Annotated in this window: 21 protein-coding genes; 15 read left to right on the top strand and 6 right to left on the bottom strand. The window is 59.2% G+C overall.

Annotated elements, in window-relative coordinates; translation table 11 throughout:
* Positions 1 to 80: 80 nt before the first annotated feature.
* The 5 genes from fruK (at position 81) to BPSY_RS09130 (ending at position 6582) form a co-directional block, all read left to right on the top strand.
* The gene (gene fruK / locus BPSY_RS09150) at positions 81 to 1631 is read left to right on the top strand and encodes a fructose ABC transporter ATP-binding protein FruK (RefSeq protein ID WP_033495285.1); all 1551 of its coding nucleotides are present in this window, start codon (positions 81 to 83) and stop codon (positions 1629 to 1631) included.
* Positions 1628 to 2719, top strand: coding sequence for a fructose ABC transporter permease FruF (fruF, locus tag BPSY_RS09145; protein WP_033495289.1), 1092 nt, complete (start codon positions 1628 to 1630; stop codon positions 2717 to 2719). Before fruK ends, fruF begins: the two co-directional genes overlap by 4 nt.
* A complete protein-coding gene (locus BPSY_RS09140; protein WP_033495291.1) occupies positions 2716 to 3744 on the top strand; it encodes an ABC transporter permease subunit in 1029 nt (342 codons plus the stop codon). The genes fruF and BPSY_RS09140 overlap by 4 nt, the downstream gene beginning before the upstream one ends.
* A 96-nt stretch (positions 3745 to 3840) precedes the next feature.
* Complete coding sequence (locus tag BPSY_RS09135; protein ID WP_033495293.1) at positions 3841 to 5448, top strand: xylulokinase; 1608 nt, start codon at positions 3841 to 3843, stop codon at positions 5446 to 5448.
* A gap of 87 nt (positions 5449 to 5535) precedes the next feature.
* On the top strand, positions 5536 to 6582 hold the full coding sequence (locus BPSY_RS09130) for a DMT family transporter (protein WP_051921887.1): 1047 nt from the start codon (positions 5536 to 5538) through the stop codon (positions 6580 to 6582).
* Positions 6583 to 6609: 27 nt separating this feature from the next.
* Here BPSY_RS09130 and BPSY_RS09125 read toward each other — a convergent pair whose 3' ends face one another.
* Positions 6610 to 6915: a YhbY family RNA-binding protein gene (locus BPSY_RS09125; protein ID WP_033495295.1), complete on the bottom strand. Its 306-nt coding sequence runs from the start codon at positions 6913 to 6915 to the stop codon at positions 6610 to 6612.
* Between the two features lie 86 nt (positions 6916 to 7001).
* On the bottom strand, positions 7002 to 8438 hold the full coding sequence (locus BPSY_RS11720) for an exonuclease domain-containing protein (protein WP_081965573.1): 1437 nt from the start codon (positions 8436 to 8438) through the stop codon (positions 7002 to 7004).
* Between the two features lie 258 nt (positions 8439 to 8696).
* Between BPSY_RS11720 and BPSY_RS09115 the strand changes: the two genes are divergently transcribed.
* From BPSY_RS09115 to BPSY_RS09100, 4 genes are all read left to right on the top strand, one after another.
* Positions 8697 to 9326: an ECF transporter S component gene (locus BPSY_RS09115; RefSeq protein ID WP_033495297.1), complete on the top strand. Its 630-nt coding sequence runs from the start codon at positions 8697 to 8699 to the stop codon at positions 9324 to 9326.
* A 124-nt stretch (positions 9327 to 9450) separates the two neighbouring features.
* Complete coding sequence (locus BPSY_RS09110; RefSeq protein WP_051921886.1) at positions 9451 to 10290, top strand: class I SAM-dependent methyltransferase; 840 nt, start codon at positions 9451 to 9453, stop codon at positions 10288 to 10290.
* Positions 10291 to 10461: 171 nt separating this feature from the next.
* Positions 10462 to 10773 carry a cupin domain-containing protein gene (locus BPSY_RS09105; RefSeq protein ID WP_051921954.1) on the top strand — a complete coding sequence of 104 codons (312 nt, stop codon included), beginning with the start codon at positions 10462 to 10464 and terminating at the stop codon, positions 10771 to 10773.
* On the top strand, positions 10773 to 11219 hold the full coding sequence (locus BPSY_RS09100; protein WP_033495299.1) for a VOC family protein: 447 nt from the start codon (positions 10773 to 10775) through the stop codon (positions 11217 to 11219). Before BPSY_RS09105 ends, BPSY_RS09100 begins: the two co-directional genes overlap by 1 nt.
* A gap of 69 nt (positions 11220 to 11288) precedes the next feature.
* Here BPSY_RS09100 and BPSY_RS09095 read toward each other — a convergent pair whose 3' ends face one another.
* From BPSY_RS09095 to BPSY_RS09085, 3 genes are all read right to left on the bottom strand, one after another.
* On the bottom strand, positions 11289 to 12329 hold the full coding sequence (locus tag BPSY_RS09095) for a Gfo/Idh/MocA family protein (RefSeq protein WP_051921885.1): 1041 nt from the start codon (positions 12327 to 12329) through the stop codon (positions 11289 to 11291).
* A gap of 138 nt (positions 12330 to 12467) precedes the next feature.
* Positions 12468 to 12971, bottom strand: coding sequence for a very short patch repair endonuclease (locus BPSY_RS09090; RefSeq protein WP_051921953.1), 504 nt, complete (start codon positions 12969 to 12971; stop codon positions 12468 to 12470).
* An 83-nt stretch (positions 12972 to 13054) separates the two neighbouring features.
* The gene (locus BPSY_RS09085) at positions 13055 to 13594 is read right to left on the bottom strand and encodes a peptidylprolyl isomerase (protein ID WP_033495301.1); all 540 of its coding nucleotides are present in this window, start codon (positions 13592 to 13594) and stop codon (positions 13055 to 13057) included.
* A gap of 255 nt (positions 13595 to 13849) precedes the next feature.
* Here BPSY_RS09085 and BPSY_RS09080 point away from each other — a divergent pair, with 255 nt between their 5' ends.
* Positions 13850 to 16651, top strand: a complete 2802-nt coding sequence (locus BPSY_RS09080) for a phosphatase PAP2 family protein (protein WP_033495303.1) — start codon at positions 13850 to 13852, stop codon at positions 16649 to 16651.
* A 339-nt stretch (positions 16652 to 16990) separates the two neighbouring features.
* Positions 16991 to 18673, top strand: a complete 1683-nt coding sequence (locus BPSY_RS09075; protein WP_033495305.1) for an oleate hydratase — start codon at positions 16991 to 16993, stop codon at positions 18671 to 18673.
* A 145-nt stretch (positions 18674 to 18818) separates the two neighbouring features.
* Here the strand turns inward: BPSY_RS09075 and BPSY_RS09070 are convergent, their stop codons facing one another.
* Complete coding sequence (locus BPSY_RS09070) at positions 18819 to 19634, bottom strand: Cof-type HAD-IIB family hydrolase (protein ID WP_033495307.1); 816 nt, start codon at positions 19632 to 19634, stop codon at positions 18819 to 18821.
* A 184-nt stretch (positions 19635 to 19818) separates the two neighbouring features.
* Here BPSY_RS09070 and BPSY_RS09065 point away from each other — a divergent pair, with 184 nt between their 5' ends.
* From BPSY_RS09065 to pflB, 4 genes are all read left to right on the top strand, one after another.
* Entirely contained in the window at positions 19819 to 21000 is a 1182-nt protein-coding gene (locus BPSY_RS09065) for an amidohydrolase (RefSeq protein ID WP_051921883.1), read from the top strand.
* Positions 21001 to 21054: 54 nt separating this feature from the next.
* On the top strand, positions 21055 to 22743 hold the full coding sequence (locus BPSY_RS09060; RefSeq protein ID WP_051921882.1) for an NAD+ synthase: 1689 nt from the start codon (positions 21055 to 21057) through the stop codon (positions 22741 to 22743).
* A gap of 47 nt (positions 22744 to 22790) precedes the next feature.
* Positions 22791 to 22982: a hypothetical protein gene (locus BPSY_RS09055; RefSeq protein ID WP_033495309.1), complete on the top strand. Its 192-nt coding sequence runs from the start codon at positions 22791 to 22793 to the stop codon at positions 22980 to 22982.
* Between the two features lie 139 nt (positions 22983 to 23121).
* A complete protein-coding gene (gene pflB / locus BPSY_RS09050; RefSeq protein WP_033495311.1) occupies positions 23122 to 25497 on the top strand; it encodes a formate C-acetyltransferase in 2376 nt (791 codons plus the stop codon).
* Positions 25498 to 25599 lie beyond the last annotated feature (102 nt).

Here is a 25599-nt window from a genome sequence, read left to right as displayed (position 1 = left end):
GCATGGCACACAGGACCGTACCGTGCCGCTGCAGCCATGCTTGGACAACCATATTCCTTCCATTCCCGTAAGGCGCAGACATGTCAGAAAACCAACCCATCGTCGAGATGCAAGGCATCACGATCGAATTTCCAGGGGTCAAGGCTTTGGATGGTGTCAACCTTCGTCTTTTCCCCGGTGAGATACATGCTCTGATGGGGGAAAACGGAGCTGGCAAATCCACGATGATCAAAGCTTTGACCGGCGTATACAAAATCAACGGAGGATCGATTTCGGTCGACTCCAAACCCCAGACCTTCACCGGAACCGCCGATGCGCAGAACGCCGGCATAGCAACGGTGTATCAGGAGGTCAACCTCTGCACCAACCTGAGCATCGGCGAGAACGTCATGCTGGGGCATGAGCTGCACGGCCCCCTGGGCATCAATTGGAAGAAGACCCATGCACAGGCCAAACGGCATCTGGCCACCTTGGGATTGCAGCACCTCGACTCGCATGCCTCGCTGTCGTCGATATCCATCGCGATGCAGCAGCTCGTGGCCATCGCCAGGGCGATGGTGATCGACGCGAAGGTGTTGATTCTCGATGAGCCGACGTCCTCCTTGGACGCCAACGAGGTGGAACACCTCTTCTCGATCATGCGTCAGGTGCGCGACTCGGGTGTCGCGATACTCTTCGTCTCCCATTTCCTCGATCAGATCTACGAGGTCACCGACCGTCTGACGGTGCTGCGCAACGGCACATACATCGCTGAGGTGATGACCAAGGAGACACCAAGGGACGAACTCATCTCCATGATGATCGGCAAAAGTGCCGGCGAGCTTTCGCAGATCGGTGCGAAGAAGAGCTCCCGCACCGTCGAAAGCGGCGAGCAGCCTGTCGCATCGGTGGAGGGGCTGGGTAAGAAGGGCAGCATCAAGCCCATATCGGTCGATATCTTCAAAGGTCAGGTGCTCGGTCTTGCAGGACTCCTGGGATCGGGTCGCACCGAATTCGGACGCCTGCTGTTCGGAGCGGACAAGGCGGACGAGGGCGTGTACAAGCTGCATGGATCCGACGCCAACATCGATACCCCGGCATCCGCGTTGCGCGGCAAGGTGGCGTATTCGACCGAGAACCGGCGTGACGAGGGCATCGTCGGCGATCTCACGGTCCGTGAGAATATCCTGCTGGCCCTGCAGGCCATCAGGGGCATGTTCAGACCGGTCCCGAAGAAGGAGGCCGATGCGATAGTCGATAAGTACATGAAGGAACTCAATGTACGCCCGGCCGATCCGAACAAACTCATCAGGAATCTATCGGGCGGCAACCAGCAGAAGGTCCTGCTGGCACGATGGCTGGCGACCAAACCTGAGCTGCTCATACTCGACGAGCCGACCAGGGGCATCGATATCGGCGCGAAGGCCGAGATACAGCAGACGGTGCTCGAATTGGCGGAGCAGGGCATGAGCGTGGTGTTCATCTCATCCGAACTGGAGGAAGTGGTCAGACTCTCCGATGACATCGTGGTGTTGAAAGACCGTAGAAAAATCGCCGAAATACTCAATGACGGCACGATCTCGCCCGAAACGATAGTGCAGACCATCGCCAACTCGGATGTCGAGACGACGAATTCAGGAAAGGCGGCATGATGACGAATCCAACGGTCAAGCGTGTTGCGGAGCCATCGGCTGTCAGAAGCTTCATCCAGCGCATCATGCGTAATCAGTTGACCTGGTCGGTTGTGGCGTTGATCGCTCTGATCGTGCTCTGCACGATTTTCGACCGCCAGTTCCTCAGTCTCAGCTATAACCCACGCACGGGCGGTCTTTCCGGACCCATGATCACCATGCTCCAGGAGTCGGCCCGTTACCTGATGATCGCCACAGGCATGACGCTGGTGGTCTCCACCTCCGGCATCGATCTGAGCGTCGGTTCGGTGATGGTCGTTGCCGGAGCGATTTCGATGCAACTGCTGAGCACAGGCACCAATGTCTGGCTCTCCATCCTGGTCGCATTGGGTCTTGGTCTGGTTCTCGGCGCTATTAACGGCGCACTGGTGTCCTTGCTCGGATTGCAGCCATTCATCACCACACTGATCATGATGCTGGCCGGGCGAGGCCTGGCGAAGGTGATTACCAGCGGTCAGAATACCGACGCTTCAACCGTCGCCGGTGGTGAGCCCCTCAAATGGATCGCCAATGGCTTCGTCCTCGGTCTGCCCGCGAATTTCATCATCGCCGTGATTATCGTCGCCCTTGTGGGCCTTCTCGCACGGAAGACGGCGATGGGCATGATGATCGAATCCGTCGGCATCAACAAAGAGGCAAGCCGCATGGCCGGTATCAACCCAAAGAAGATCCTCTTCCTGGTCTATGTGGTTTCCGGTCTGTTGGCCGCCGTCGCAGGCCTGTTCGCAACGGCATCCGTGATGCGCGTGGACGTCTCCAAAACCGGTCAGGATCTCGAAATGTACGCGATTCTCGCGGTGGTCATCGGCGGCACCTCGTTGCTGGGAGGGAAATTCTCGCTACTCGGCAGTGCACTGGGAGCCATCATCATAGCGATGATCAGAAAAACGATCATCACACTGGGCATTGATTCCGCGGCTACACCCGCATTCTTCGCAGTGGTGGTCATCATCATATGCGTGATGCAGGCCCCCAAGATCCGGAACCTCAGTGCCGAATTCAAACGTAAGAACGCCATCAAGGCTTCACAGAAGGCGGCGATCGCATGACATCCGCAGCGGCAACACCCAAACAACGCGTGACGGCGAAGAAAAGAAGCCCGTTCACCATCAACCCCCAGGCCATACCGACGCTTGCGGCGGTGGTGATCTTCATCGTGATGATCATCATCGGCGAGCTGATGTTCGGTACCTACCTGAGATTGGGCTTCATCTCCTCCCTGCTGATGGATCATTCGTATCTGATCATCCTCGCCGTCGCCATGACCTTCCCGATCCTCACCGGCGGCATCGATCTGAGTGTCGGTGCGATCGTCGCCATCACCGGAGTGGTCGCGGCCAAGCTGATGATTGCGGGTGTGCCATCCTGGGTGGCCATCATCGTGATGCTGCTCATCGGCGTGGCCTTCGGAGCGCTCGCGGGGATACTGATCGAGCAATTCAATATGCAGCCCTTCATTGCCACCCTTTCGACGATGTTCCTGGCTCGTGGAATCGCCTCGATCATCTCCACGGATTCGCTCACCGTTCCGAAGGACAACAATTTCTCGTGGTTGGCGACGGATATCCATCTCATCGACAATCCCAAGATCTCCAACGACTTGACCGTCGATCTCGGTGTGTTCGTGGCGGTGATCGTCGTGGTGATCGGCTACATCGTGCTGCACAAGACCAGAACCGGACGCACGATCTATGCGATCGGTGGGTCACGTTCCTCGGCCGAGCTGATGGGACTGCCGGTGAAACGCACGCAATACTCGATCTACATCATCTCGGCCTTACTGGCCTCAGTGGCATCCATTGTCTACATGGCGAGCATGGGCAATGCGAAGAACGTGGTGGGTGTGGGCTGGGAGCTTGACGCGGTGGCCTCGGTGGTGATCGGAGGAACACTCATCTCAGGTGGCTTCGGGTATGTGTTGGGTTCGGTCATCGGCGCCCTGGTGCGTTCGATCATCGACCCCCTGACCTCCGATTTCTCCGTTCCGGCGGAGGCGGTGACCATTGTGGTCGGCGTGATGATTCTTATCTTCGTGGTCCTGCAGCGAGCCGTGATGGCGGTGAAACGCAGATAAGGGTTCAAAGCCGGACACTTCCCCAGGCGGGCGGGCGCATACCTTGGTATGCGCCCGCCCGCTGTCGTCATGGTGCGGGCAGGTTAGGATGTCGGTATGGCGTATATCGCGACTTTTGATATGGGGACGACGGCGGTCAAGGCGGTTTTGGTATCCGTCGATGATGATCGGATCGGACGGAGCGAGGCCTTGGATGATGACGCCCGGATGGAGATCGCGGCATCCGCAAGTATCACCTTGCCCCGGTCGGTCGAAGAAGATGGATGGCATGAACAGGATCCGGAGGACTGGTGGCACTGCTTCATCGAGGCATGGCATGCACTGACCGACGCCCTTGATGGCATGAATGCCGGGAAGGATGCGACGGCCGGGAGCGTGGTGGGCATCATCCTCAGCGGGCAGATGCAGGATGTGATCACCGTCGATTCGCAGTGCAGGCCGGTCCGCAAGGCCATCCTGTATTCGGATGGCCGCGCTGCACATCAGGCGGGGTTCCTCGCCGAGGCCTACGGTGAGGACCGCTTCCTCGATGTGGTCGGCAACCGTTGCGAAGGCTCGCTCCCACTGCCCAAACTGATGTGGCTTAAGGAGCATGAGCCCCAAGCCTATGCGGATACGGCGCATGTGCTCTTCGACGCGAAGGATTACATCGTCGCGCGGCTGACAGGTAGCTACATCGGCGATGTGACGGCATGCTCCACGGCGGGTGCGATGAATATCCGCACGCGCTCCTGGGAGAAGCCGCTGATCGCCGCCGCAGGAATAGACATCGGCATATTCCCCGAATTGCATTCACCCCAGGATATCGTCGGCCGTGTTTCGCGTTCCGTCAGCGCCCTGACCGGTTTCGCGCAGGGTACCGCGGTTTTCGCAGGCATCGGCGATGCGGGCGCGACGACTTTGGCCAGCGCGGTGACGAAAAGCGGCGAATACAATATCAACATCGGCACATCCGGATGGATCGCGGGAGTGTCGGAGGGGCCCATCACCGATCAGCCAGGACTCGCCAATCTCGCCTATGCGATGCCGGAAGGGTACATCAACGGTGTGCCTTTCCTCAATGCCGGCGGTGTGCACGGTTGGGCGACACGTGTCTTCGCGGCAGGGGTCGAGGATTCCAATGGTGACGGTCGAAGTTCGCAGCAGGACTTCGACCGGATGTCCGGATTGCTGGAACGCAGTGTTCCAGGAAGCCATGGCGTGCTCTGCCTGCCCTATCTGGTGGGGGAGCGCTTTCCCGTCATGAACGCCGATATCAGGGGAGCCTATGTGGGCATTGGTGTGAACACCGATCGGGCGGATATGGCCCGCGCCAGCCTGGAGGGTGTCGCCTTCTCATTGCGTCAGGGTCTGGAGTGTTTCGATGCGAAAGCGGAGGACATCACACTCGTCGGAGGTGGTGCCCGTGAAGGTGTATGGTGCCAGATTCTCGCGGATGTGCTCGGGTCAAGAATCGAGGTTCTCGACAATGCGGCGGTGATGCCTGCCGTCGCGCTGTCCTGCTTGGTGCTCTATACCTTCCACGAAGAGAAGCGGCAGGAGAACGGTGCGCCGGTCGGTGAGGGCATCGGGCGTGTTCTGGGAAGACTGCGGTCGCAAAGACACGGCTCATTGTATGAGGCGAAGGCAGGGGCGATGAAGCTGTACGATGCTGCATATGAGCGCTTCGTGCGCTTGTATCCTTCGGTGAATGCCATGCAGTGATGAGCTGTCGGACAGGGGAGTGCCCCTGCTATGGATGAAGGCTGATGCCGTGGTCTGTCGTAGTGCGTGGAAGGGTTGGGAATAGTCATGTCTGGTGCTCTGATTGCCGTGTTGCCAATGCTGTTGGGTGTGGGCATCGGTTTCGCCTTACCGCTGCAGACCGCGATCAATGCCCAGCTGCGTGCGGTGCTGTCCTCTCCCTTCAGGGCCTCATTGGTTTCGTTCCTCGTCGGTACGGCGGCGTTATGGATCATCCTGGCGCTGAACGAGGGCGGTATAGGCCTGCCCGACGGATTCCTGCAGTCCGAGCCCTGGTGGATCTGGCTTGGGGGAGTCTTCGGCGTGCTCTTTCTGACGGGCAATATCCTGATGTTTCCCAAGCTGGGAGGCATGCAGACCGTGGTGATGCCGATCCTCGGACAGATCATCGCCAGCAACGCGATTGATGCGGCCGGATGGTTCGGGGTGTCCAGACACCCGATCAGCGTCCAACGTCTGTTGGGCATCGTGCTCGCCTTCATCGGCGTCGCGCTGGCCGTGGTCATCCCCGATATACGGGCCTCCCGAAGCCGAAGGATGCTTAATCAGAGTCCCGATGGTGCTGCGCGCTCCCGTTGGATGTGGCAGATCCTCGGTGTGCTGCTGGGTATGCTGGGCGCTTCACAGACCGCCATCAATGGGCGTTTGGGAAGTGAACTGGGATCGGCCTTGCATGCATCCTTCATCTCCTTCCTGATCGGGACGCTGCTGCTGGTGCTGATCGTCATCATTCAGGAGGGGTTCACCCACGGTCGCAGAGCTGATGCGCGGCCAAGGCAGGGGCAGACGGCATCGGAGCCGGCCCCGAGCGCCACGGCCGCATTCATGAATCGGCTTGCCGTAATCGGTGCCAGTCCCTGGTGGTTCTGGATCGGTGGTCTCATCGGGGCCACCTATGTGTTTGGTAATGCTTTCCTGGCACCGGTTCTCGGGACCGGTCTGACGGTGATCATCGTGCTCTTCGGTCAGATCTGCGGAGGATTGACCGTCGACCAGTTCGGCCTGTTACGTGCCTCGAAGCGCAGGGTCACAGGCATACAGATAGTTGGAGCGGTCATACTGCTGGCCGGAATCATTGCCATACGCCTGTTCTGACCGTGGCATCCGAGAGCTTGTTGTGGACTACTCTCTCACCAGTGTGATGGCATCGACATGCTCATCGTGGGTCCGACGGTAGATCACGCAGCGATTGCCGATGACCTGCACCACCTCTGCATGGAGGCTTTCGGCCAGACGTTCCGCCGCTTCCTTGGCGCTCAGACCGGAGCCATCGAGCACGGAGCATTTCACCAACTCATGTTTTTCGAGTGTCTCGTCAGCCTGCTTCAACGCGGCATCCGACAGATCCTGCTTGCCCACGATGATCAGTGGGTTCAGATGATTCGCCAAAGACCGGAGTTGCTTGATTTGCTTCTTGCTTAATGCCATGGGTGCTGTTATTCGCTTTCCTCTTCGGCGCTGTCGCGCCTGCGGTTATCTCTGAGTCCAGCATACTGGTACCTCTTCATCGGCACTTACCAGGAAGTCGCGGATGGATACCGGTCATTCGCCGTCACCGCAATACCATCACTGATGGCATCCTCAAGCCAGGCCTCATCGACGATGGGTATGTGATAGGAGCGGGCCTTGCGTGCTTTGGTGGATTCGGAATCGGGATCCGCGGCGATCACCAGCTGCGTTTTCCTGCTCACCGCGTTTCTCGGAACCAACCCGAGTGAGCGGAGAATGCCCTCCCATTCACCCCGTTGCCTGGACATCGCGCCGGTGAGAACAAGATGATCGCCTTCACATAACTCGAAAGGGCGGTGGAGGGGCACTGGGCGCCCGATATCATCGGATATCGAGATGCGGTCTATGGGTGCATCCATGAGTGTGTCCGCGGTGGCGTGATCGATGACCGTCCCGGGAATCGTCAACTCGTGGCCGATGTCCAACAGTCGTTGCCGTTCGTGTGCGTTCGGTGCCCCATCCTCCCAAGCCGCCTGTGCCGCCTCGCGAAAGTACTGTTCGTGTGCGTTTGCGCACTCCTCCTGCGACAGTTGCAGTTGCGATGCCAAATCCGCCAGAGCGATTCTTTCATGAAGCGACAGGGATGCGCTGACCAGGGAATCATCCAACAGACGCAGGTACCGCATCACGGACCCGGGGTCGGCAGCGAAGCGTGGGTGTGCGGTGCAACGAGAGGCGATGATCTCCATAAGCGTCGTATCAACACCGCCCGCTTCGACGGGGGCAATGAGGGTGTCGTCTGCGCTTCGTGATGCGTCTGTCGGCGCAGTCGATACCCGAGCGGGTGGTTCCGACGGCACAACGCCGTAGTACGGGGCTGCATCATGCCGTGTGTGGCTACGACGTGGCATCCACTCCTGATCGCCTTCGGTGATCCGAGGCCAGTCCTGTTCGGCCGCTCCGGCCATCATCGCCTGCCATCCCGTCCATCGGGGATCCTCCTTCATGAAGATTCCGAGTAGCTCGGCGGTGGCACGGGCGTCACTGAGGGCACTGTGGGCGTCGGCGTTCTCGATGCCGCACAGGGCACAGCATTTCGACAGCCCTCCGACGCCGAGGATGCGTCGGGCAAGTTTAAGCGTGCAGATCGTATCGGAGTCGTCAACCGGAATCCGGTAACCCAGTCGTTCGTATTCGCGGTTGAGGAAGCCGGAGTCGAATTGGGCATTATGGGCGACGAAGACACGATGTTCGAGGAAGGCTCCCAGCGATCTGGCGATACCTGCGAAATCCGGTGCCTGCATCAGCTCGGCGGCACTGATGTGGTGCAGCGATTGCGGCCCCAGGTCGCGCTGCACATGAATAAGGGTTTCCACCTCGTCTTCGAGCGTGCCATCAGGTGCCACATGCACGACACCGACCTCAATCGCACGATCTCCTTTGGCTGGACTCAGTCCTGTGGTCTCAAAATCAAGGACCGCAAATCCGTCGCAAAGGTTCATGGGAACCATTATTGCGCAAGCCAGGTCCGAACGTTCGGAGACTCCCCGGACGGGGAAGGGTGTCCAGTGTGCGTTTTAGCTTGTTCATGCAAGACACGGGAGCTGGAAAGCTGAGAGGGAGACGAAGTCTCCGACCGTTGAACGTGACACGGCTAACACCGTCGAACGAAGTCAATGCCTATCTTGGTATTCCTCTTTCTCGTGATACCCCGCCCTGCACTCCGAACAGACGAGCAGGGCACCTATCAGAGGAGAGCAATGTCTGCGCAACAACATGCCACATCGACGCCGAACAGGCCTGATTATCGATGGAGGCCGATTGACATCACCATTGCATCAGTTATCGCTGTTGCATCCGGATTGGTGTTCTGGGTCTTCGATATGGTGGTCACCGCACCTTCCGCCCTGTTGTCGGGGATAATCCCCGGTCTGGAAGGGATTCTCAGCGGATTCTGGTACTTCGCCGGGGTGATCGCGGCGCTGATCATCCGCAAGCCGGGTGCCGCGCTGTACGCCGAACTCGTTGCCGCCGTCCTTGAGATGTTGCTGGGGAATCAGTGGGGCTTCAGCGGTTCCATCGTCGCCGGACTCGTGCAGGGCCTCTTCACGGAGCTGGCCTTCCTGATACTGATGTACAAGCGCTGGAATGTCTGGTCGGCCGTATTCGCGGGAATCCTCACTGGCCTGGCCGGTTCGGTGTTCTCCTTCTTCACCACATACGCCGGTGTGCACATCACTGGCGCCTTCGCACTGACGAATATCATCGCCAACTGCATTTCAGGTGCGGTCATCTCCGGTGCACTGATGTGGGTGCTGTATATCGGCATTGCGAAAACAGGTGCGTTGAGTCGTTTCGCATCAGGTCGTGCCGTCACCGGTACGGTCTGAACGCCTTGGGCGGGCTCCTGGATGGGAGCATCCGGCAGGGTGCCTGATGCCGTCAGCTGGGAGTTTGCCCGTTCTTTTCCATAGACTCTTGTGGCTTCGATCGCGGGACGCTAGCTTGGGCTGTATGACCAATCAAAGCCTTTCAACGGCATCGAAGCCGCCCGCACCACTCAATGATGACGAGTTGCCATTCTCCGAAAGGGATTCGGCGCACATTCCCGGGCACTGGTTGCTTGCCCGGCTCGGTAAGAGGGTGCTGAGGCCCGGAGGCCTGGAACTCACGAGGCAGATGCTCGCACACGCAGGACTCAAGGACCATGATGTGGTGGAATTCGCACCCGGCCTGGGGGCCACGGCGGCGGAGATACTCGGCCACGATCCGAGGACGTATGTGGGTGTCGATGAGGATCCCAAAGCCGCCGCGATAGTCGAGGGAATCGTTGCGGGCAAAGGACATTGTGTGACCTCGAAAGCCCAGGAAACCGGATTGGACGCCGGAAGCGCCGATGTGGTCGTGGGCGAGGCCATGCTGACCATGCAGGGCGATCGGGGCAAGCAGCAGATCATCGCCGAGGCTGCAAGGCTGCTGCGTCCCGGTGGACGATACGCCATCCATGAACTTGGTTTGGAACCGGACGACCTCGATGCAGACACGAAGACGCGGATACGCAAGGATCTGGCCCGGGCCATCAAGGTCAACGCCCGTCCTCTGACCTCTTCGGAATGGACGGCGTTGCTGGAGGCCGAGGGCTTCGAGGTCGATTGGATCGATACCGCACCGATGGCTTTGCTCAATGTGAGGAGAAATGTCGCGGATGAAGGCGTGAGGGGTGTGCTGCGGATACTCAGGAATGTGATGCGTGACAAAGCGGCACGCGAACGGGTGCTGTTGATGAAACAGACCTTCACCCGCTATAAGCGGTATATGAACGGCATCGCGATCGTCGCCCACAAGCGATCCTGAAGTCCGATGGAACCAGGACCATGGGATCAACAACCAGGAACATCGTTGAAAGGAATGAATATGACGGAAGCTGACGAGCACGGCTCCAAGCATGACGAGGCATCGCTGCATCAGACGGACCGGAAGGGGACAGGGGAAGCCGAGGCCTTGGATCTCGGATTCATCCCCGACATGACCTCCTTGGTCAAGATTCAGGACGAGGCCACGGTTTCGCGAACCATCATGCAGCATACCGGGGGGAATGTGGTGCTGTTCTCCTTTGACGAAGGCCAGCAGCTCAGCGAGCACACGGCCGCGATGCCTGTTTTCGTCCAGACGGTCTCGGGTCATCTCAAGGTCACCGCTTCGGGCAGGACCGTGGATCTGCTTCCCGGAGGACTGGTGTATTTTCCCACGCGTCTGCCACATGCGGTCGAAGCGGTGGAGCCTTCCATCATGATGCTGACGATGATCACATCCGCACGCGCTGCGGCCACGGTGTGATGATCGACCACATCACACTGCACGTCAGCGACGTGGGGCGCTCGCTTGAGTTCTACACCCGTCTGTTGGCGCCCTTGGGATACATCACCAAAGTCAGGCACGGTGAGACGGTTGGTTTCGGTGCAAACGACGGAACGCCGCGCTCCGACTTCTACCTCTCGCCCCGCCCGGCATCCGTGGAGCCGTCACCTCAGGCGGCTGCCCCTGAACAGCCATCGCCCGTTACGCATATCGCCTTCCGCGCCGATGGCGAGTCGAGCGTGCGGCGTTTCCACCAGGCGGGTATCGCGGCCGGCGGCAAGGACAATGGCGAAGCGGGGCCTCGGGATTATCATCCCGGTTACTACGCCGCTTTCATAGTGGATCCTGATGGCAACAACATCGAGGCGGTTGTCGACTGGTCGCATCATGCGACCTTGCCCGCAGCATCGCCGCGCGACTCCTGAAAGGTCGAAGAGGGCCGCAGACGTGCGGACAGACACGCCTGCGGCCCTCGAAGCCTTGACGGGAGCGGCTTATTCGAAGGGGTAGCGCACACCCCAGATTCCACGGATCTCATCCATCATTCGCATGATGCGCAGGGTGTCCGAATGGGGCATCTCCGGGCACTCCTGTCTTCCCTCCAGCACGGCGTGCGCCGCTGATGCGACTTCGTACTCATAACCCGTGAGCTGGTCGGGAATCGGGTGCTCCTTGATCACCTCATAACCCGGCCCGTACACGGTGATCGAGGAGACATCATTGATGTTCTCGCACACCATCACACCCGAGGTGCCCCAGACGCAGCCTTTGCGATCCGATTGGCCGAGCATGCTGCTGCTGGCCACGGCCATGATGCCGTCATCATAGAAGAGCGTGGTGGAGCTTTGCGCATCCACACCGGTGCTGTAAGGCTGGTATGCACTGGCGATTCTGCTCGGATCCCTTCCCTGAAGCGCCATATCCAGGAAGTTGAGTGGGTAGACGCCCACATCCAGCAATGCCCCTCCGGCGAGTGCGGGATCGACGAGCCTTGCGTGAGCGGTGATCGGATAGCCGAGATTCGCAGTGGCGGAAACGACCTCTCCGATCTCACCTGAGGCTATGACCTCATCGATGATGCCTCGTGATGGCATGTATCTGGTCCATATGGCCTCAGTGCAGAGCAGTCCTTTGGATTCGGAGAGATCGAAGACCTGCTGCGCCTGCCGGGCGTTCGCCGTGAATGATTTCTCGACCAGGATGTTCTTACCCGCCTCAAGGCAGAGCAGCGATTGTTCGGCGTGCAGGCTGTGCGGTGTGGCGATGTACACCAGATCGACATTCGGATCCGCTACCAGATCCTCGTACGAGCCGTAGGATACCGGCAGGCCGTATTGCTCCGCGAAGGCGGCGGCGCGATCCCGGTCGCGTGCGGCGACGGCGTAGGGATTGATCAGGCTGCTGTACCGTTCATCGGAAGACATGGCGAGCAGCGTGCGTGCCATCGTATGCGCGATTCCGCCTGCGCCGAGAATGGCCACGTTGATCTGACCCTCGTGTTGGGAGTGTTGATGGATTGGAGCAGTTGCGCTCATGGGCTTCCCCTTTGCATGTGTGGTGTGCGGCATGCGGTGTGGTCAGGCTTCCCGCCGCGCCTGACGCGCTGCCGCCCAGCGATCCCGGACCTCGTTGTTCTTCGTTGCCGGCGGGTATCCGCCTGTTGGATGCTTCACTCAGTTTAGCGGGTCGTCATCACGATCAAGGGTCGATGTCTGCGCTTCAGCCAGCGGATGAGCGGTTATCTGTTCATAGAGGAGCTTGAGCCGTTGCTCCCGATGGCTGCGGTCGAGCTCGCACTCCCATACGACCAGCACTCTCCAGCCGGCTTCACGTAGGGCCGCTTGTTGTTCGGCATCGCGTTCGCGATTGCGCAGTAGTTTTTTCGACCAGAATTCGACGTTGGATTTTGGGGTGGAGTGTTTGTCGCAATGCTCGTGGGCGTGCCAGAAGCAGCCATTGACGAAGACGATCGTATGCCAGCGGGGGAGCACCACATCGGGATGGCCGGGGTAGCGTTTATCGTTTTTGCGGAATCGCAGTCCTCGGGAAAACAGGTAGCTGCGAACCATCAGTTCGATGCCGGTATCTTTTCCTCGGATATGCGACATCGTGTAGCTGCGTGTGCCGCGTTGATATTTCTCCTGGCCTGTGTGGCGTTGCGGAGTGGAGCTGGTCATCGCCATCCAGCGTACTACGCTATGCAAAACCCCTTCCTCGGCCATACCGTCATGGCTGGGGAAGGGGTCCGGGAATCCTTGATTCAGGCGATTTCGATGGTTTCGATCATCACCGGATCGAGGGGTGCGTCGGAGGAATCCGTGGCGACCGCGTCCAGAGCATCCACGACCTTGCGTGAGGCTTCATCGGCGACCTCGCCGAAGATGGTGTGATGCCCGTCGAGCCAAGGGGTCGGGACTGTGGTGATGAAGAACTGGGATCCGTTGGTTCCGTGGACGGCGCCTGTGCGCGGATCGCGACGAAGACCCGCATTCGCCATGGCAAACAGATAGGGCTTGTCGAATTTCAATGAGGGATCGATCTCGTCATCGAAGGTGTACCCGGGGCCGCCCGTGCCGGTGCCCAATGGGCAGCCGCCCTGGATCATGAAGTCCTTGATGATGCGATGGAAGGTCAGCCCGTTGTAGAAGGCCTCATTGCTCTCTTCACCTGTCAGGGGATCGGTCCATGTCTTGCTGCCATTGGCCAAACCGATGAAGTTCGCCACGGTTTCAGGAGCGCTCTCATCGAAAAGCTTGATACGGATATCGCCTGCTGAGGTATGCATAATAGCTGATGTCATGCTTTCAGTCTGTCACGCCTTGCAGACCGGCGTCCGCTTTCGGGGCGGGCGGCCCGTATTTCCGACATGCCGGTGCACGGGCTTAGATGAAGTCTGCATGAACTGGGGATGAAGGAACGCTCGGCTGAGCCCTCTTCGAGCATTGCAAGGCTTACAAAAGAGGTGCCCCCCGAATATGCCGAAGCATTCTTATGCATGGGGGAACACAGGCATCGTGGTGGGGGCGAAGAATCCATAAGCACAGTTGGAGCAGACATGAAGAAAGCCCTGAAACTTATCTCCGCCTCCGCGCTGGCGTTGGCAGCACTGTTGCCCGCAACGGCCGCTCAGGCTGCAACGAGCTACAGCTCGGATACAAACAAACCCGATGTCGTATCGCTGCTAGGCGAATACAACAATTGGTGGACCCCGAAGTCGAATACCAGCAACGCGAGCAGCGATGTCTATCGCGGCAACGTCAGCGATGCGGGCAAGAGCGTGCTGTCGAAGAACGACACGCTTACCGAAACGATCAACAACAAGGCCGCCACTGACACAGCGACCGTGGACGGCACACATACCCAGGCGCAGCGTGCGCTTATCGACGCGGATCAGAATGCGACGGAGACCTTCTCCGATGCCCTGGGTCCGATTTTGAGCAAATTCCTGACCGATGGCCTGAGCAATGGTTCCCTGCCGAAGACCAGCAGCCTGCTCTTCGCGAGCAAGGCGAGTGTGACCAGCTATCTCAGCACCGGTGCGGCCAAGCAGTACTTCAACTATCCGAGGCCCTTCTTCACCGTTGCCGATGACGGGCAGAACCGTTCCATGAACGGCGAGAACAATCTCAACGGTTTGAAAGCGGAGCTGGGCATCGACCGCATCGCCGACTGGACCGATAGCAGCACCGGTCTGACGCACAGCGCGAGTTATGCCAGCATGTTCGGCGCACCCTCGCAGGCCTTCCCCTCCGGCCATACCACCTACGCATATTCTGCGGGTATCGGACTGGCCACACTGCTGCCTGAACTCGGTCCCGAAATCGTCACCAGGGCATCAGAAGCCGGGAACAACCGCATCGTGCTCGGCGTGCACTACCCGCTGGACGTTATGGGAGGCCGGATCAACGGCGAGGCGGCGAATACGGCTCGTTGGTCTGATGAGGCGTTCCGCAGCGATCAGCTGCTGCCCGCACGCCAGGAATTGGTCGATTACATGACGGCGCAGTGCAAGGCGGCTGGTTACGGAGACACCCTTCAGAGCTGCATCGACAAGACCGGCGCGAACGGCAGCGCCGGATATACGAACACCTTTACGGATGCGGTTTCCACGACTCCGGTCACGGATCGCGCCTCCGCGATCGCGGCGTACACATCACGGATGACCTACGGATTCGATAAGACCGGCACCAGCGGTAAAGCCGCCGTCGTTCCGGACGGCGCGGAGAATCTGCTGCTGACCGCCTTCCCATCGTTGAGCGATGCCCAACGCAGAACCATTCTGGCGCAGAGCGAGATCGAATCGGGCTATCCCTTCGATTCGAGTTCGAATGGCTACGAGCGTCTGAATCTTGCCAAGGCATACAGCGCGAAGGTCACCCTGAGTGCTGACAAGCAGGACATCCTCAGCATCACTTTCGGCAGCAGCCAGCCTTCCGTAGTGGTTTCCAGCACTGATGCGATCACCGGTCTGCTTGCTGATTTCGGCACCTATTGGAAGGCCGGGGTGGGTGTTACCGAGGCTGGTAAAAGCGTTCTCAGCCACGATGACGACCTGACCGTTTCCATCAACAACAAGGCCGCGAAGGAAAGCGCGAACGGCAGCAACGATCAGCAGGCCAGAGCCGTTGTGGATGCCGAGATGAATTCCGAGAAGACGCTGCATGATGCGCTCGGAACGGTTATCGGCGGATATTACGAAGATGGCGTCACCAGTGGCAAACTGCCTAAGACGAGCGCATATCTGAGTGATATGAGCGCTTCGGCCAGCACCGGCAAGGCCAAAACCGCCTTCTCGCACCCTCGTCCCTATGTGGATCGCATCAATTACAATGGCACCACGTTGAACCTGAACGGTCTGCAGCAGACACTGGGCATCAGCAAGGTCGCGGCATATGAGCAGCAGGGCCAGTACGATGGGCTCGCCTCCTCCGGTTCATTCCCCTCGGGGCATACGACATTCGCATTCACCCAGGGTGCCGGTCTGGCAAGCATCCTGCCTGAATTCGGCACGCAGATCATGACGCGTGTGTCCGAGGCCGGCAATAACCGCATCGTGCTTGGAGTCCACTATCCACTGGATATCATGGGTGGCCATATCGCAGGGCAGTACGGGGTGGCCACTGCGTTGGACGATCAGGATACCCAAGCCGAGGCAAGTGCGGCTCGTGAAGAGCTGCTTGCCTACCTGACGGCGCGTTGCAAGGCCGATGGTTACGGTGACACGCTGGAGGCCTGCATCAGCGGTACCGATGCCAAGACCTCGAAGGGGTACCAGAATGCCTTCACCGATGCGGTCTCCACGAAGGCGGTCAGTGATACGGCTTCCGAGATCAGTGCGTACACGGCACGCATGACCTATGGCTTCTCCCAGACGGGCAAAGCCGGTCAGTCCGCGGTCGTGCCCGCAGCCGCCGTCAATCTGCTGCGTAAGGTGCCGGGATACAGTTCGTTGAATGACAAGCAGCTCACGCAGGTGCTGGCATCCACCGAAATCGATTCCGGATACCCGCTTGACGCTTCGAGCGAGGGTTGGGGACGCATCAACCTTGCAGCGGCATACAGCGCCAAGGTCACACTGAATACCAAGGGTGATGTGGTGAAGGTCACGACCGGTCAGACGAAGGCTTCCGTCGAAACCCAGAGCGATGCGCCCCAAGGGCCGAAGAATCCTTCGGCTGCTTCGAATGGCGGCGCGAAGACCTCCACACCATCCGGCAACGCTCAGAAGGTGTCCGGACAGAGTGGCGATCCCCTCGCCACCACGGGTGCCGACAGTGCCGTCTTCATCGCCGCGGCCGCGTTGCTGCTGCTTTCGGGCGCTGTGGTGACGCTTCTGGTGCGCAGGCACCAGCGCTGAAGACGGTGATGTGAACGCTGGATCGTGATGCTGGACGCTCGGCGGTGATGCAGGACAGGATGCATTGATCCTGAACGACGGCGGTTCCGAGTCGCGGGGCCGCCGGGTATGGCTACGAGTGGCACGGCGATTCAGATCACCATCACGACGGGGTCCGGACGTGGTCCGGGCCCCGTCTCTTGTTCCACGGACCCGACGGATGGTATTCGCCGTCCCCCGTTCCGTCATACTCACGGTATGCGTACAGTATTCCTTCAATGTCGCGGCATAGGGTGGATGCGGTTTAGAGTGGTGGACAGTTGGGGTTCACAGTCGAATACCGGAAAGAGGGTCAGCATCATGGCTAAGGCATACATGATCGGTGCGGGAATCGGAAATCTTGCTGCGGCGGCGTATCTGATCCGTGATGGGTACTGGCGCGGAAGCCAGATCACCATTATGGGTTTGGATGATCACGGTGCCAATGATGGCAATGATGTGGAGGAGTTCACCAGGGAATACGGCATAGCCGACGTCCAGCGCAGGCAGGGCTTCGTCAATCGTGGCGGAAGGATGCTGAATGAGGAGACCTATGAGAATCTTTGGGATCTGTTCTCATCAATTCCTTCGCTCGATACACCGGGTCTGAGCGTTACAGAGGAGGTTCTCCGCTTCGACCACGCGCATCCCACCCATGACGTCGGCAGGCTGATCGATTCCTTCCAGGGCATCAGGAACAAGGGCGATGCCAACGATTACAGCCATATGCAATTCAACAACAAAGACCGCATGCTGCTGAGCAAATTGATGATGATGCCCGAATCGGACGAGCGCAAACTCAACGACATCAGCATCGAGCAATGGTTCGCATCGAGCCCGCACATCTTCCGGACGAACTTCTGGTACATGTGGGAGACCACATTCGCCTTCAAACGATGCAGCTCGGCGATGGAACTGCGTCGGTACATGAATAGGATGATCCTCGAATTCAGTCGCATCAACACGCTCGCCGGTGTGACGCGCACGCCCTATAACCAGTATGAGAGCCTTATCCTGCCGCTGCGCAAGTGGCTGGAGGGCAAAGGCGTGCATTTCATCAACAACACGATGGTCACCGCATTCGTCTTCAAGGATTCCACCTTGCGCGACGAGATTCTGGTCACCGGACTGGAATACCGCATCGTCGCAGGCGCCGAGACCGGTCAGGAAGGTGTGATCGATGTGGCGCCGGAGGATCTGGTCTTCGACACGAACGGTTCCATCACCGACAGCGCATCCCTGGGTGATCTGGACACTCCGATCACCGAGGATATGCGCTATGCGCCAAGCGCCGCTTTGTGGAAACAGGCATCACAGCATTTCTATGATCTGGGTCATCCTGATAAATTCTTCGGCGACAGGTCGCAGAGCGAATGGACCAGTTTCACCGTGACGACGGATTCCCATCTGCTGATCAACGAGATCGCGGCCATCACCCAACAGCATCCGGGCAATGCCCTGAACACCTTCATCGACAGTCCTGAATTGCTGTCACTGGTGGTGCACCATCAACCGCATTACAAGGCGCAGAAGGAGAATGAGGGTGTGCTGTGGGGATATGCTCTCAATCCACGTGAGTCCGGCGTGTATGTGAAGAAGCCCTTCATCGAGATGACGGGCCGGGAGATGCTTGAGGAGACGCTCGGACTGCTGGCTCATGCGGACACCCGGGCGGCGGGCATAGGCCAGCGCCACGACGAGATCATGGACTCCATCGTGAACGTGGTGCCGGCACATATGCCGTATGCCAGCGCTCTGTTCAACCAGCGTTCCGTTGTCGACCGCCCGCTCGTGGTGCCCAGGCATTCACGGAATCTGGCTTTTATCAGCCAATTCGCGCATATGCCATTCGATATGGTCTTCACCGAGCAATACTCGATCCGTTGTGCGCAGATTGCCGTCTACCGTTTCCTCGGCATCCCGAGCGAACGTTTGACCCCTCTGCACCACTACGAGAAGAATCCGAAGGTGCTGCTCAACGCCATGCGCACCATGTTCAGATGAGGCACTCGTCGCTTCATCCGAAGGCGTGATGCCCGGCGTCATCCGCGTCATGGCGGGACTGCTGTATCGAAGCTCCGTCGCTCGGAGGGCGAGGCGTCTCATACGGGCATCACCGGGTCAGTATGCGGCTTCGGTGATCTGCGGTTCAGAGCACCCGGAAATGCCGCAGGGCGTTGAGGATGCCGTCATCGTCGACATCGCTCGTGATGTAATCCGCGGAGGCTTTGGCATTCGGTGTGGCGCCGCCCATGGCGACGCCGATGCCGGCGAATGCGAGCATGTCGGCATCATTGCCGCCGTCACCGAAGGCGATGGTCTCCTTGGATTCAAGTCCGAGATGCTCGATGAAGCAGCGGATGCCCCTTGCCTTTCCGCCCTGTGCGGGAATCAGATCGGTGAAGGCCCTGTGCCAGCGCACGCCTGTGGTGTGCGGTAGTTTGCTGACGATCTCCTGCTCCTGCTCGATGTGGATGAAAGGGCTCATCTGATAGGTCGGATGCTGCAAGGCACGTTCCACATCATCCACTTGAACGTCAGGTGCGCTTTTACCGAGAACGGACCATGCATCCCGAAGGGTTTTGTTGTCCTGGTTGAAGTAGGTGTAATCCACCTCGGCGAAGCTGCTTACCAGCGTCGGGTGGTTTCTGAGGTAGTCGATGAACAGGGCGATGTCCTCCTGATCCAAAGCAAGCTCGTTCACGAAGCCCTCGCCGTCATAGCAGTACTGGCCGTTGAGGGTGATGTACCCATCGAATTCAACCGGTATCATCCGCTGCGCCGCATGGAGTTGGGAGGGTGCCCTGCCGGTGCAGATGAAGATCTTGACTCCGCGTGCTGTGAGATCCTGCAGGGCGGTTATCGTCGAAGCAGGTACGGTATGCGTGTTGAAGCTGGTGAGCGTCCCGTCGATATCGAAGAATGCAGCCTTGATCGGTGATGTGATATTCGGATGAGCGCCCATGTGTGTTGCTCCTTGGATCGGCATTGTCCCTTCGCCTGTCGAGACTATCAGCTGTCGTCTACGGGCTGTCGTGCCGAGAAGACATGCGGCAGGTAGTGTCGGAAGGACACAAGGCGGCTTCGCCTGTTGGGGCGGTGATTCGGTGCATACGGTTTCGGCGGGTGCCGTGGATGGGAGAGAGTTGATGAACGGTGAACAGCGTGAAACTTCGGCAGGGGGTGCCAGGGTCTCCACCGATATGGAGGAACTGCTGGGAATCCGGAGTTTTCTGCATCAACATCCGGAATTGGCATTCAAGGAATATGACAGCAGCGACTTCCTGAGACGGAGGCTGGTGGATCACGGCATCACTGTGCGCGATCTGAATCTCGCCAGCGGTGTCTTCGCGCGCATCGAAGGCGGCAGCGCGGGTCCTCATATCGCCCTGCGTGCGGATATCGACGGATTGCCGGTTCGTGAGGAATCCGAATACCCCTACCACTCATTGAATGAGGGATACATGCATGCCTGCGGGCACGACATCCACATGACCGCTCTGCTCGGAGCCGCCTTTGAGCTGCAGCGTATGCGGGAATCCTTGTCCGGCACCATCGATCTGATATTCCAACCCGCCGAGGAGGTCGGCAAGGGCGCGCAGGCGGTTATGGAGGCCGGAGCGATCGAAGGGGTGCAGGCCATCGCGGGAATCCATAATAATCCCGACTATCTTCCGGGGCAGATCGCCGTCGGCACCGAAGCCATGATGGCCGGCTGCGCGCGCTTCGCGGTCAGGCTTCATGCCGAGGGCACGCATGCCGGCTATCCGCACAAGGGGACCGGCCCCATGGAGGCGATGGCGACGATGATGCTCTCCACGCAGACCATCGTCAGCAGAAACGCCTCACCCTTCCACTCGGCCGTGCTCTCCATCACGGAAGTCCACGGGGGCAGCGTCTGGAATGTCGTTCCAGCAGAGGCGGGCTTCATGGGAACCGCCAGATTCTTCAGTGAGGAGGACCGCGTGCTGCTGCGTGACCGTCTGCGTGCGCAGATAGCGGGAATCAGCGCGGGATATGGCATCAGTGCCGACGTTGAGTGGGAGGACGTCAGCAATCCTCTGGTCGGTGACGGAGGTCTGAGCACCCTGATTGCCGATCATGTCGGCGAGTACGCCTCCCTGCAACGAATCCAGCCGAGTATGGCCGGTGAGGACTTCTCTGATTACGCTCGTCGCATTCCCGCAGTGTTCGCCTTCATCGGTTCGAACGGGCGGCCCGGGCACCACAATCTGCACAGCCCCAAGTTCCTCGGTCTGGACGAATGTATCCCGACGGCCGTGCGCTTCTACACCTCCACGGCGCGGCTGCTATTGCAACACCTGGGATGAATCCCCACGGACCCACCGCCGCGCGGCTTCCAGCGCCGGGCTTAGGATGGATTCATGACAAGCAGCGAAAGCACACCAACAGCAAACCGCACAGGACTTCTTTTCGCTTTGGCGCAGATAGACACCTGCGTCGGGGATCTCGAAGGCAATGCGGCCAAGGTGCTTGAGTACAGCAGAAACGCCGCCGGGCATGGCGCACAGGTCGTGGTCTTTCCGGAAATGACCCTGAGTGGTTATCCGATTGAGGATCTGGCCTTCCGCGCCACCTTCCGCAGGGCGGCATGGCAGACGGCGAACGATCTGGCGAAACGTCTCCAGCAGGAGGGTCTTGCCGAGATCTTCGTGGTCGTCGGCACGGTCGGCACCGATCGCGAACACGATCGCCCGAGAAACCGTCTGGTCGTGTTGCATGACGGGGTGGTCTGGGCCGGATACGACAAGCATTTTCTGCCGAATTACGGTGTATTCGACGAATTCAGGATTTTCACACCGGGGGAGCGCAGCGTCGTGCTGGAGATCCACGGCGCCCGTGTCGGCCTGGCGATATGTGAGGACATCTGGCAGGACGGGGGTCCCGTCGCGCAATTGGCCAAGCAGCATATTGATGTGTTGCTCACCATCAATGGTTCCCCATACGAGGAGGGGAAGGGGCATGTGCGCCAGGAGCTGGCGGCGCGTCGTGCGGCGGAGGTCAATGCGCCTGTGATCTACCTCAACCAGGTTGGCGGGCAGGATGACCTGGTCTTCGACGGTGGCAGCTTCGTGGTCGGCACGGACGGGCAGCTGCTTGAACGCTCTCCGCAATTCCGTGAGGATCTGGGCTTCTGGCATCTGGACCTCGATGGGCAAGCTGGTGAGGGGCAGGAGGCGGCGCAGCCCGCCACGCTCAGCCCGGCCCTCGATCCCGATGAGGAGGTCTATCAGGCCTGCGTGCTCGGTTTGAAGGATTACATGGCCAAAAACCATTTCACCGGTGTCTGCCTTGGGTTGTCGGGGGGAATCGATTCGGCTCTGGTAGCGGCGATGGCGGCTGATGCCTGTGGTGGCGAGCATGTCTGGGGTATCTCCATGCCAAGCATGTATTCCTCGGACGGTTCCCGGGATGACGCTGCGGATCTGGCGAAGAACATCGGTGCCCATTATGAGATACAGGCGGTCGAGCCACTGTTCACCGCCTACCAGAAACAGTTGCATCTCGAAGGCGTGGCCGCGGAGAATCTGCAGGCCAGAATCCGTGGGGTCATCGTGATGGCATACTCCAATACGCATGGCCTCCTGGCTCTCGCCACGGGTAACAAGTCCGAGCTTGCCTGCGGCTATTCCACGATTTACGGTGATGCGGTCGGAGGATACGCCCCGATCAAGGATCTGCTCAAGGTACGCGTCTGGGATCTTGCACGCTGGCGCAACAGGCAGGCCGAGGCGTTGGGGGAGCAGCCTCCGATCCCCGAGAATTCGATTACTAAACCTCCGAGTGCCGAACTGAGACCGGGCCAGCAGGATTCGGATTCCCTACCGGAATATGAGCTGCTGGACAAGGTGCTCGCCGCGTACATCGAACACGCGCATGGACGGGCCGACCTGCTCAAGGACGGTTTCGACCCTGAAACGGTTGACACGGTGATGCGTCTGGTGGACAGGGCAGAGTGGAAGCGCAGACAGTATCCGCTTGGTCCCAAGGTCACCGCATTGGCATTCGGACGTGACCGCAGACTGCCCGTGACCAACGCTTTCAGAGAATAAAGGGCTTGCAGCAAACAGACCGAAGAACGCATGACGAGGTGATATCGATGAGTGACAAAGACAAGCAGTGGTATTTCAACACGGTGACCGAGCAGGCCGAGTTGGGCCCGCAATCTCCGATAAGCCAGAGGATGGGACCATACGCATCCGAGAAAGATGCCCTCAACGCTTGGAAAATCGTGGCCCAGCGCAACAAGGAGTGGGAAGAGCAGGATAATAGATGGAAGAGTGCCAGATAGTACACAATTCCCGTATGCCATGCGCTGAATGTGAGCAACATCACGTTCATCTATCAGAGCTTGCCCAGCGTCGCTCTGTACACTTGATAGCAACAGCGACGTGAAGAAGCGTCTACTGATCACACACCAAGGAGTGTCTATGACAGCAGTTGAATCTACAGCCGTCTCGCAGGACGATCTCAAGGCCAAGGCATGGGATGAGTTCACTGCGGGTAACTGGCAGAATGATATAGACGTTCGAGACTTTATCCAGAAGAATTACACCCCTTACGACGGCGACGAATCCTTCCTCGCTCCCGCAACCGAGAAGACCAAGTTCCTGTGGAATTATCTCGATGAGCACTATCTCGCGGTGGAGCGCAAGCAGCGCGTCTACGACGTGGAGACCCATATCCCCGCAGACATCGACGCCTTCGCGGCCGGCTACATCGATGGCAAGTCAGCGGATGGCACGCAGGACGACGTGATCGTCGGTCTGCAGACCGATGTCCCCTGCAAGCGTGCGATGATGCCGAACGGCGGTTGGCGCATGGTCGAGCAGGCCATCGTGGAAGCGGGCAAGGAGCCGGATCAGGAGATCAAGAAGATCTTCACCCGTTACCGCAAAACCCATAACGACGGTGTGTTCGGCGTCTACACGCAGCGCATCAAGGTCGCACGCCACAACAAGATCCTCACCGGACTGCCGGATGCATACGGACGTGGACGCATCATCGGCGATTACCGCCGTGTCGCGCTGTATGGCGTGAATGCCTTGATCGCCTTCAAGAAGCGCGACAAGGATTCGGTTCCCTACCGCAACGACTTCACCGAGCCCGAGATCGAGCATTGGATTCGTTTCCGCGAGGAGCACGACGAGCAGATCAAGGCCCTGAAGAAGCTGGTGAAGCTCGGTCAGGAATACGGACTCGATCTGAGCCGTCCCGCGCAGAACGCCCAGGAAGCCGTGCAGTGGACCTACATGGGCTATCTGGCATCCGTGAAGAGCCAGGATGGCGCCGCGATGTCGATCGGTCGTCTTTCCGCATTCTTCGACTGCTACTTCGAGCGCGATCTGAAGAACGGTCTGATCACCGAAACCGACGCACAGGAGATCATCGACAATATCGTGATGAAGCTGCGCATCGTGCGCTTCCTGCGCACCAAGGACTACGACAACATCTTCTCGGGCGACCCGTACTGGGCGACCTGGTCGGATGCGGGCTTCGGCGATGACGGACGTTCGCAGGTCACCAAGACCTCCTTCCGTCTGCTCAACACGCTGACCCTTGAACACCTGGGGCCGGGACCTGAGCCGAATATCACGATCTTCTGGGATCCGAAGCTTCCCGAAGGATACAAGCGCTTCTGCGCCCGCATCTCGATCGACACCTCGGCAATCCAGTACGAGTCCGACAAGGAGATCCGTGCACACTGGGGCGATGATGCGGCCATCGCATGCTGCGTGTCCCCGATGAGGGTCGGCAAGCAGATGCAGTTCTTCGCGGCGCGTGTGAACAGCGCCAAGGCTTTGCTCTACGCGATCAACGGCGGCTTCGACGAGATGACCGGCATGAGGGTCATCGACGAGGGCTACATCGAGCCGATCACCCCGAACGAAGACGGCACGCTCGACTTCGAGAAGGTCAAGACGAACTACGAGAAGGCCCTGCAGTGGCTGAGCGAGACCTACGTCCAGGCGCTGAACATCATTCATTACATGCATGACAAGTATGCCTATGAATCCATCGAGATGGCCCTGCACGACAAAGAGGTCTACCGCACACTTGGTTGCGGCATGTCCGGACTGTCGATTGCAGCCGACTCGCTTTCGGCCATCAAGTACGCCAAGGTCTACCCGATCTACAACAAGGATGCGCAAGGCACCAAGGAGTACTGCGAGAAGGGTGCCGACGATCTGATCGTCGGGTACAAGACCGCCGGGGAATTCCCCGTCTACGGCAACGACGATGATCGCGCCGATGATCTGGCCAAGTGGGTCGTCAGCACGGTGATGAGCCAGGTCAAGAGGCTGCCGGTATACCGCGGAGCCGTCCCGACCCAGTCCATCCTGACGATCACCTCCAATGTCGAGTACGGTCACAACACCGGTTCCTTCCCATCCGGGCACAAGAAGGGCGAGCCTTACGCACCCGGTGCGAACCCCGAGAACGGTATGGATTCGCACGGCATGCTCCCCTCGATGTTCTCGGTCGGCAAGATCGACTACAACGACGCGCTTGACGGCGTCTCACTGACCAATACGATCACCCCTGACGGACTGGGACGTGACGAAGGCGAGCGAATCGGCAACCTGGTCGGCATCCTGGATGCGGGCAACGGTCACGGTCTGTATCACGCCAACATCAACGTGCTTCGCAAGGAGCAGCTTGAGGATGCTGTCGAGAACCCTGACAAATACCCGCACCTGACCGTGCGCGTTTCGGGTTACGCGGTGAACTTCGTCAAACTCACCAAGGAACAGCAGCTTGACGTGATTTCCCGTACCTTCCACCAAGGTGCAGTCAGCGACTGATTCAGTGCAGTAGCGGCATACGGGCAGTGCGTATGCGCTCAGTGCCGGAACATGCGGGGGTGGGGCTTCGGTCCCACCCCCGCACGCGATGTTGAGGAGGAC

It is taken from the genome of Bifidobacterium psychraerophilum, assembly GCF_000741705.1.
Taxonomy (GTDB): domain Bacteria; phylum Actinomycetota; class Actinomycetes; order Actinomycetales; family Bifidobacteriaceae; genus Bombiscardovia; species Bombiscardovia psychraerophila.
This window is presented reverse-complemented; position numbering and strand designations above follow the sequence as displayed.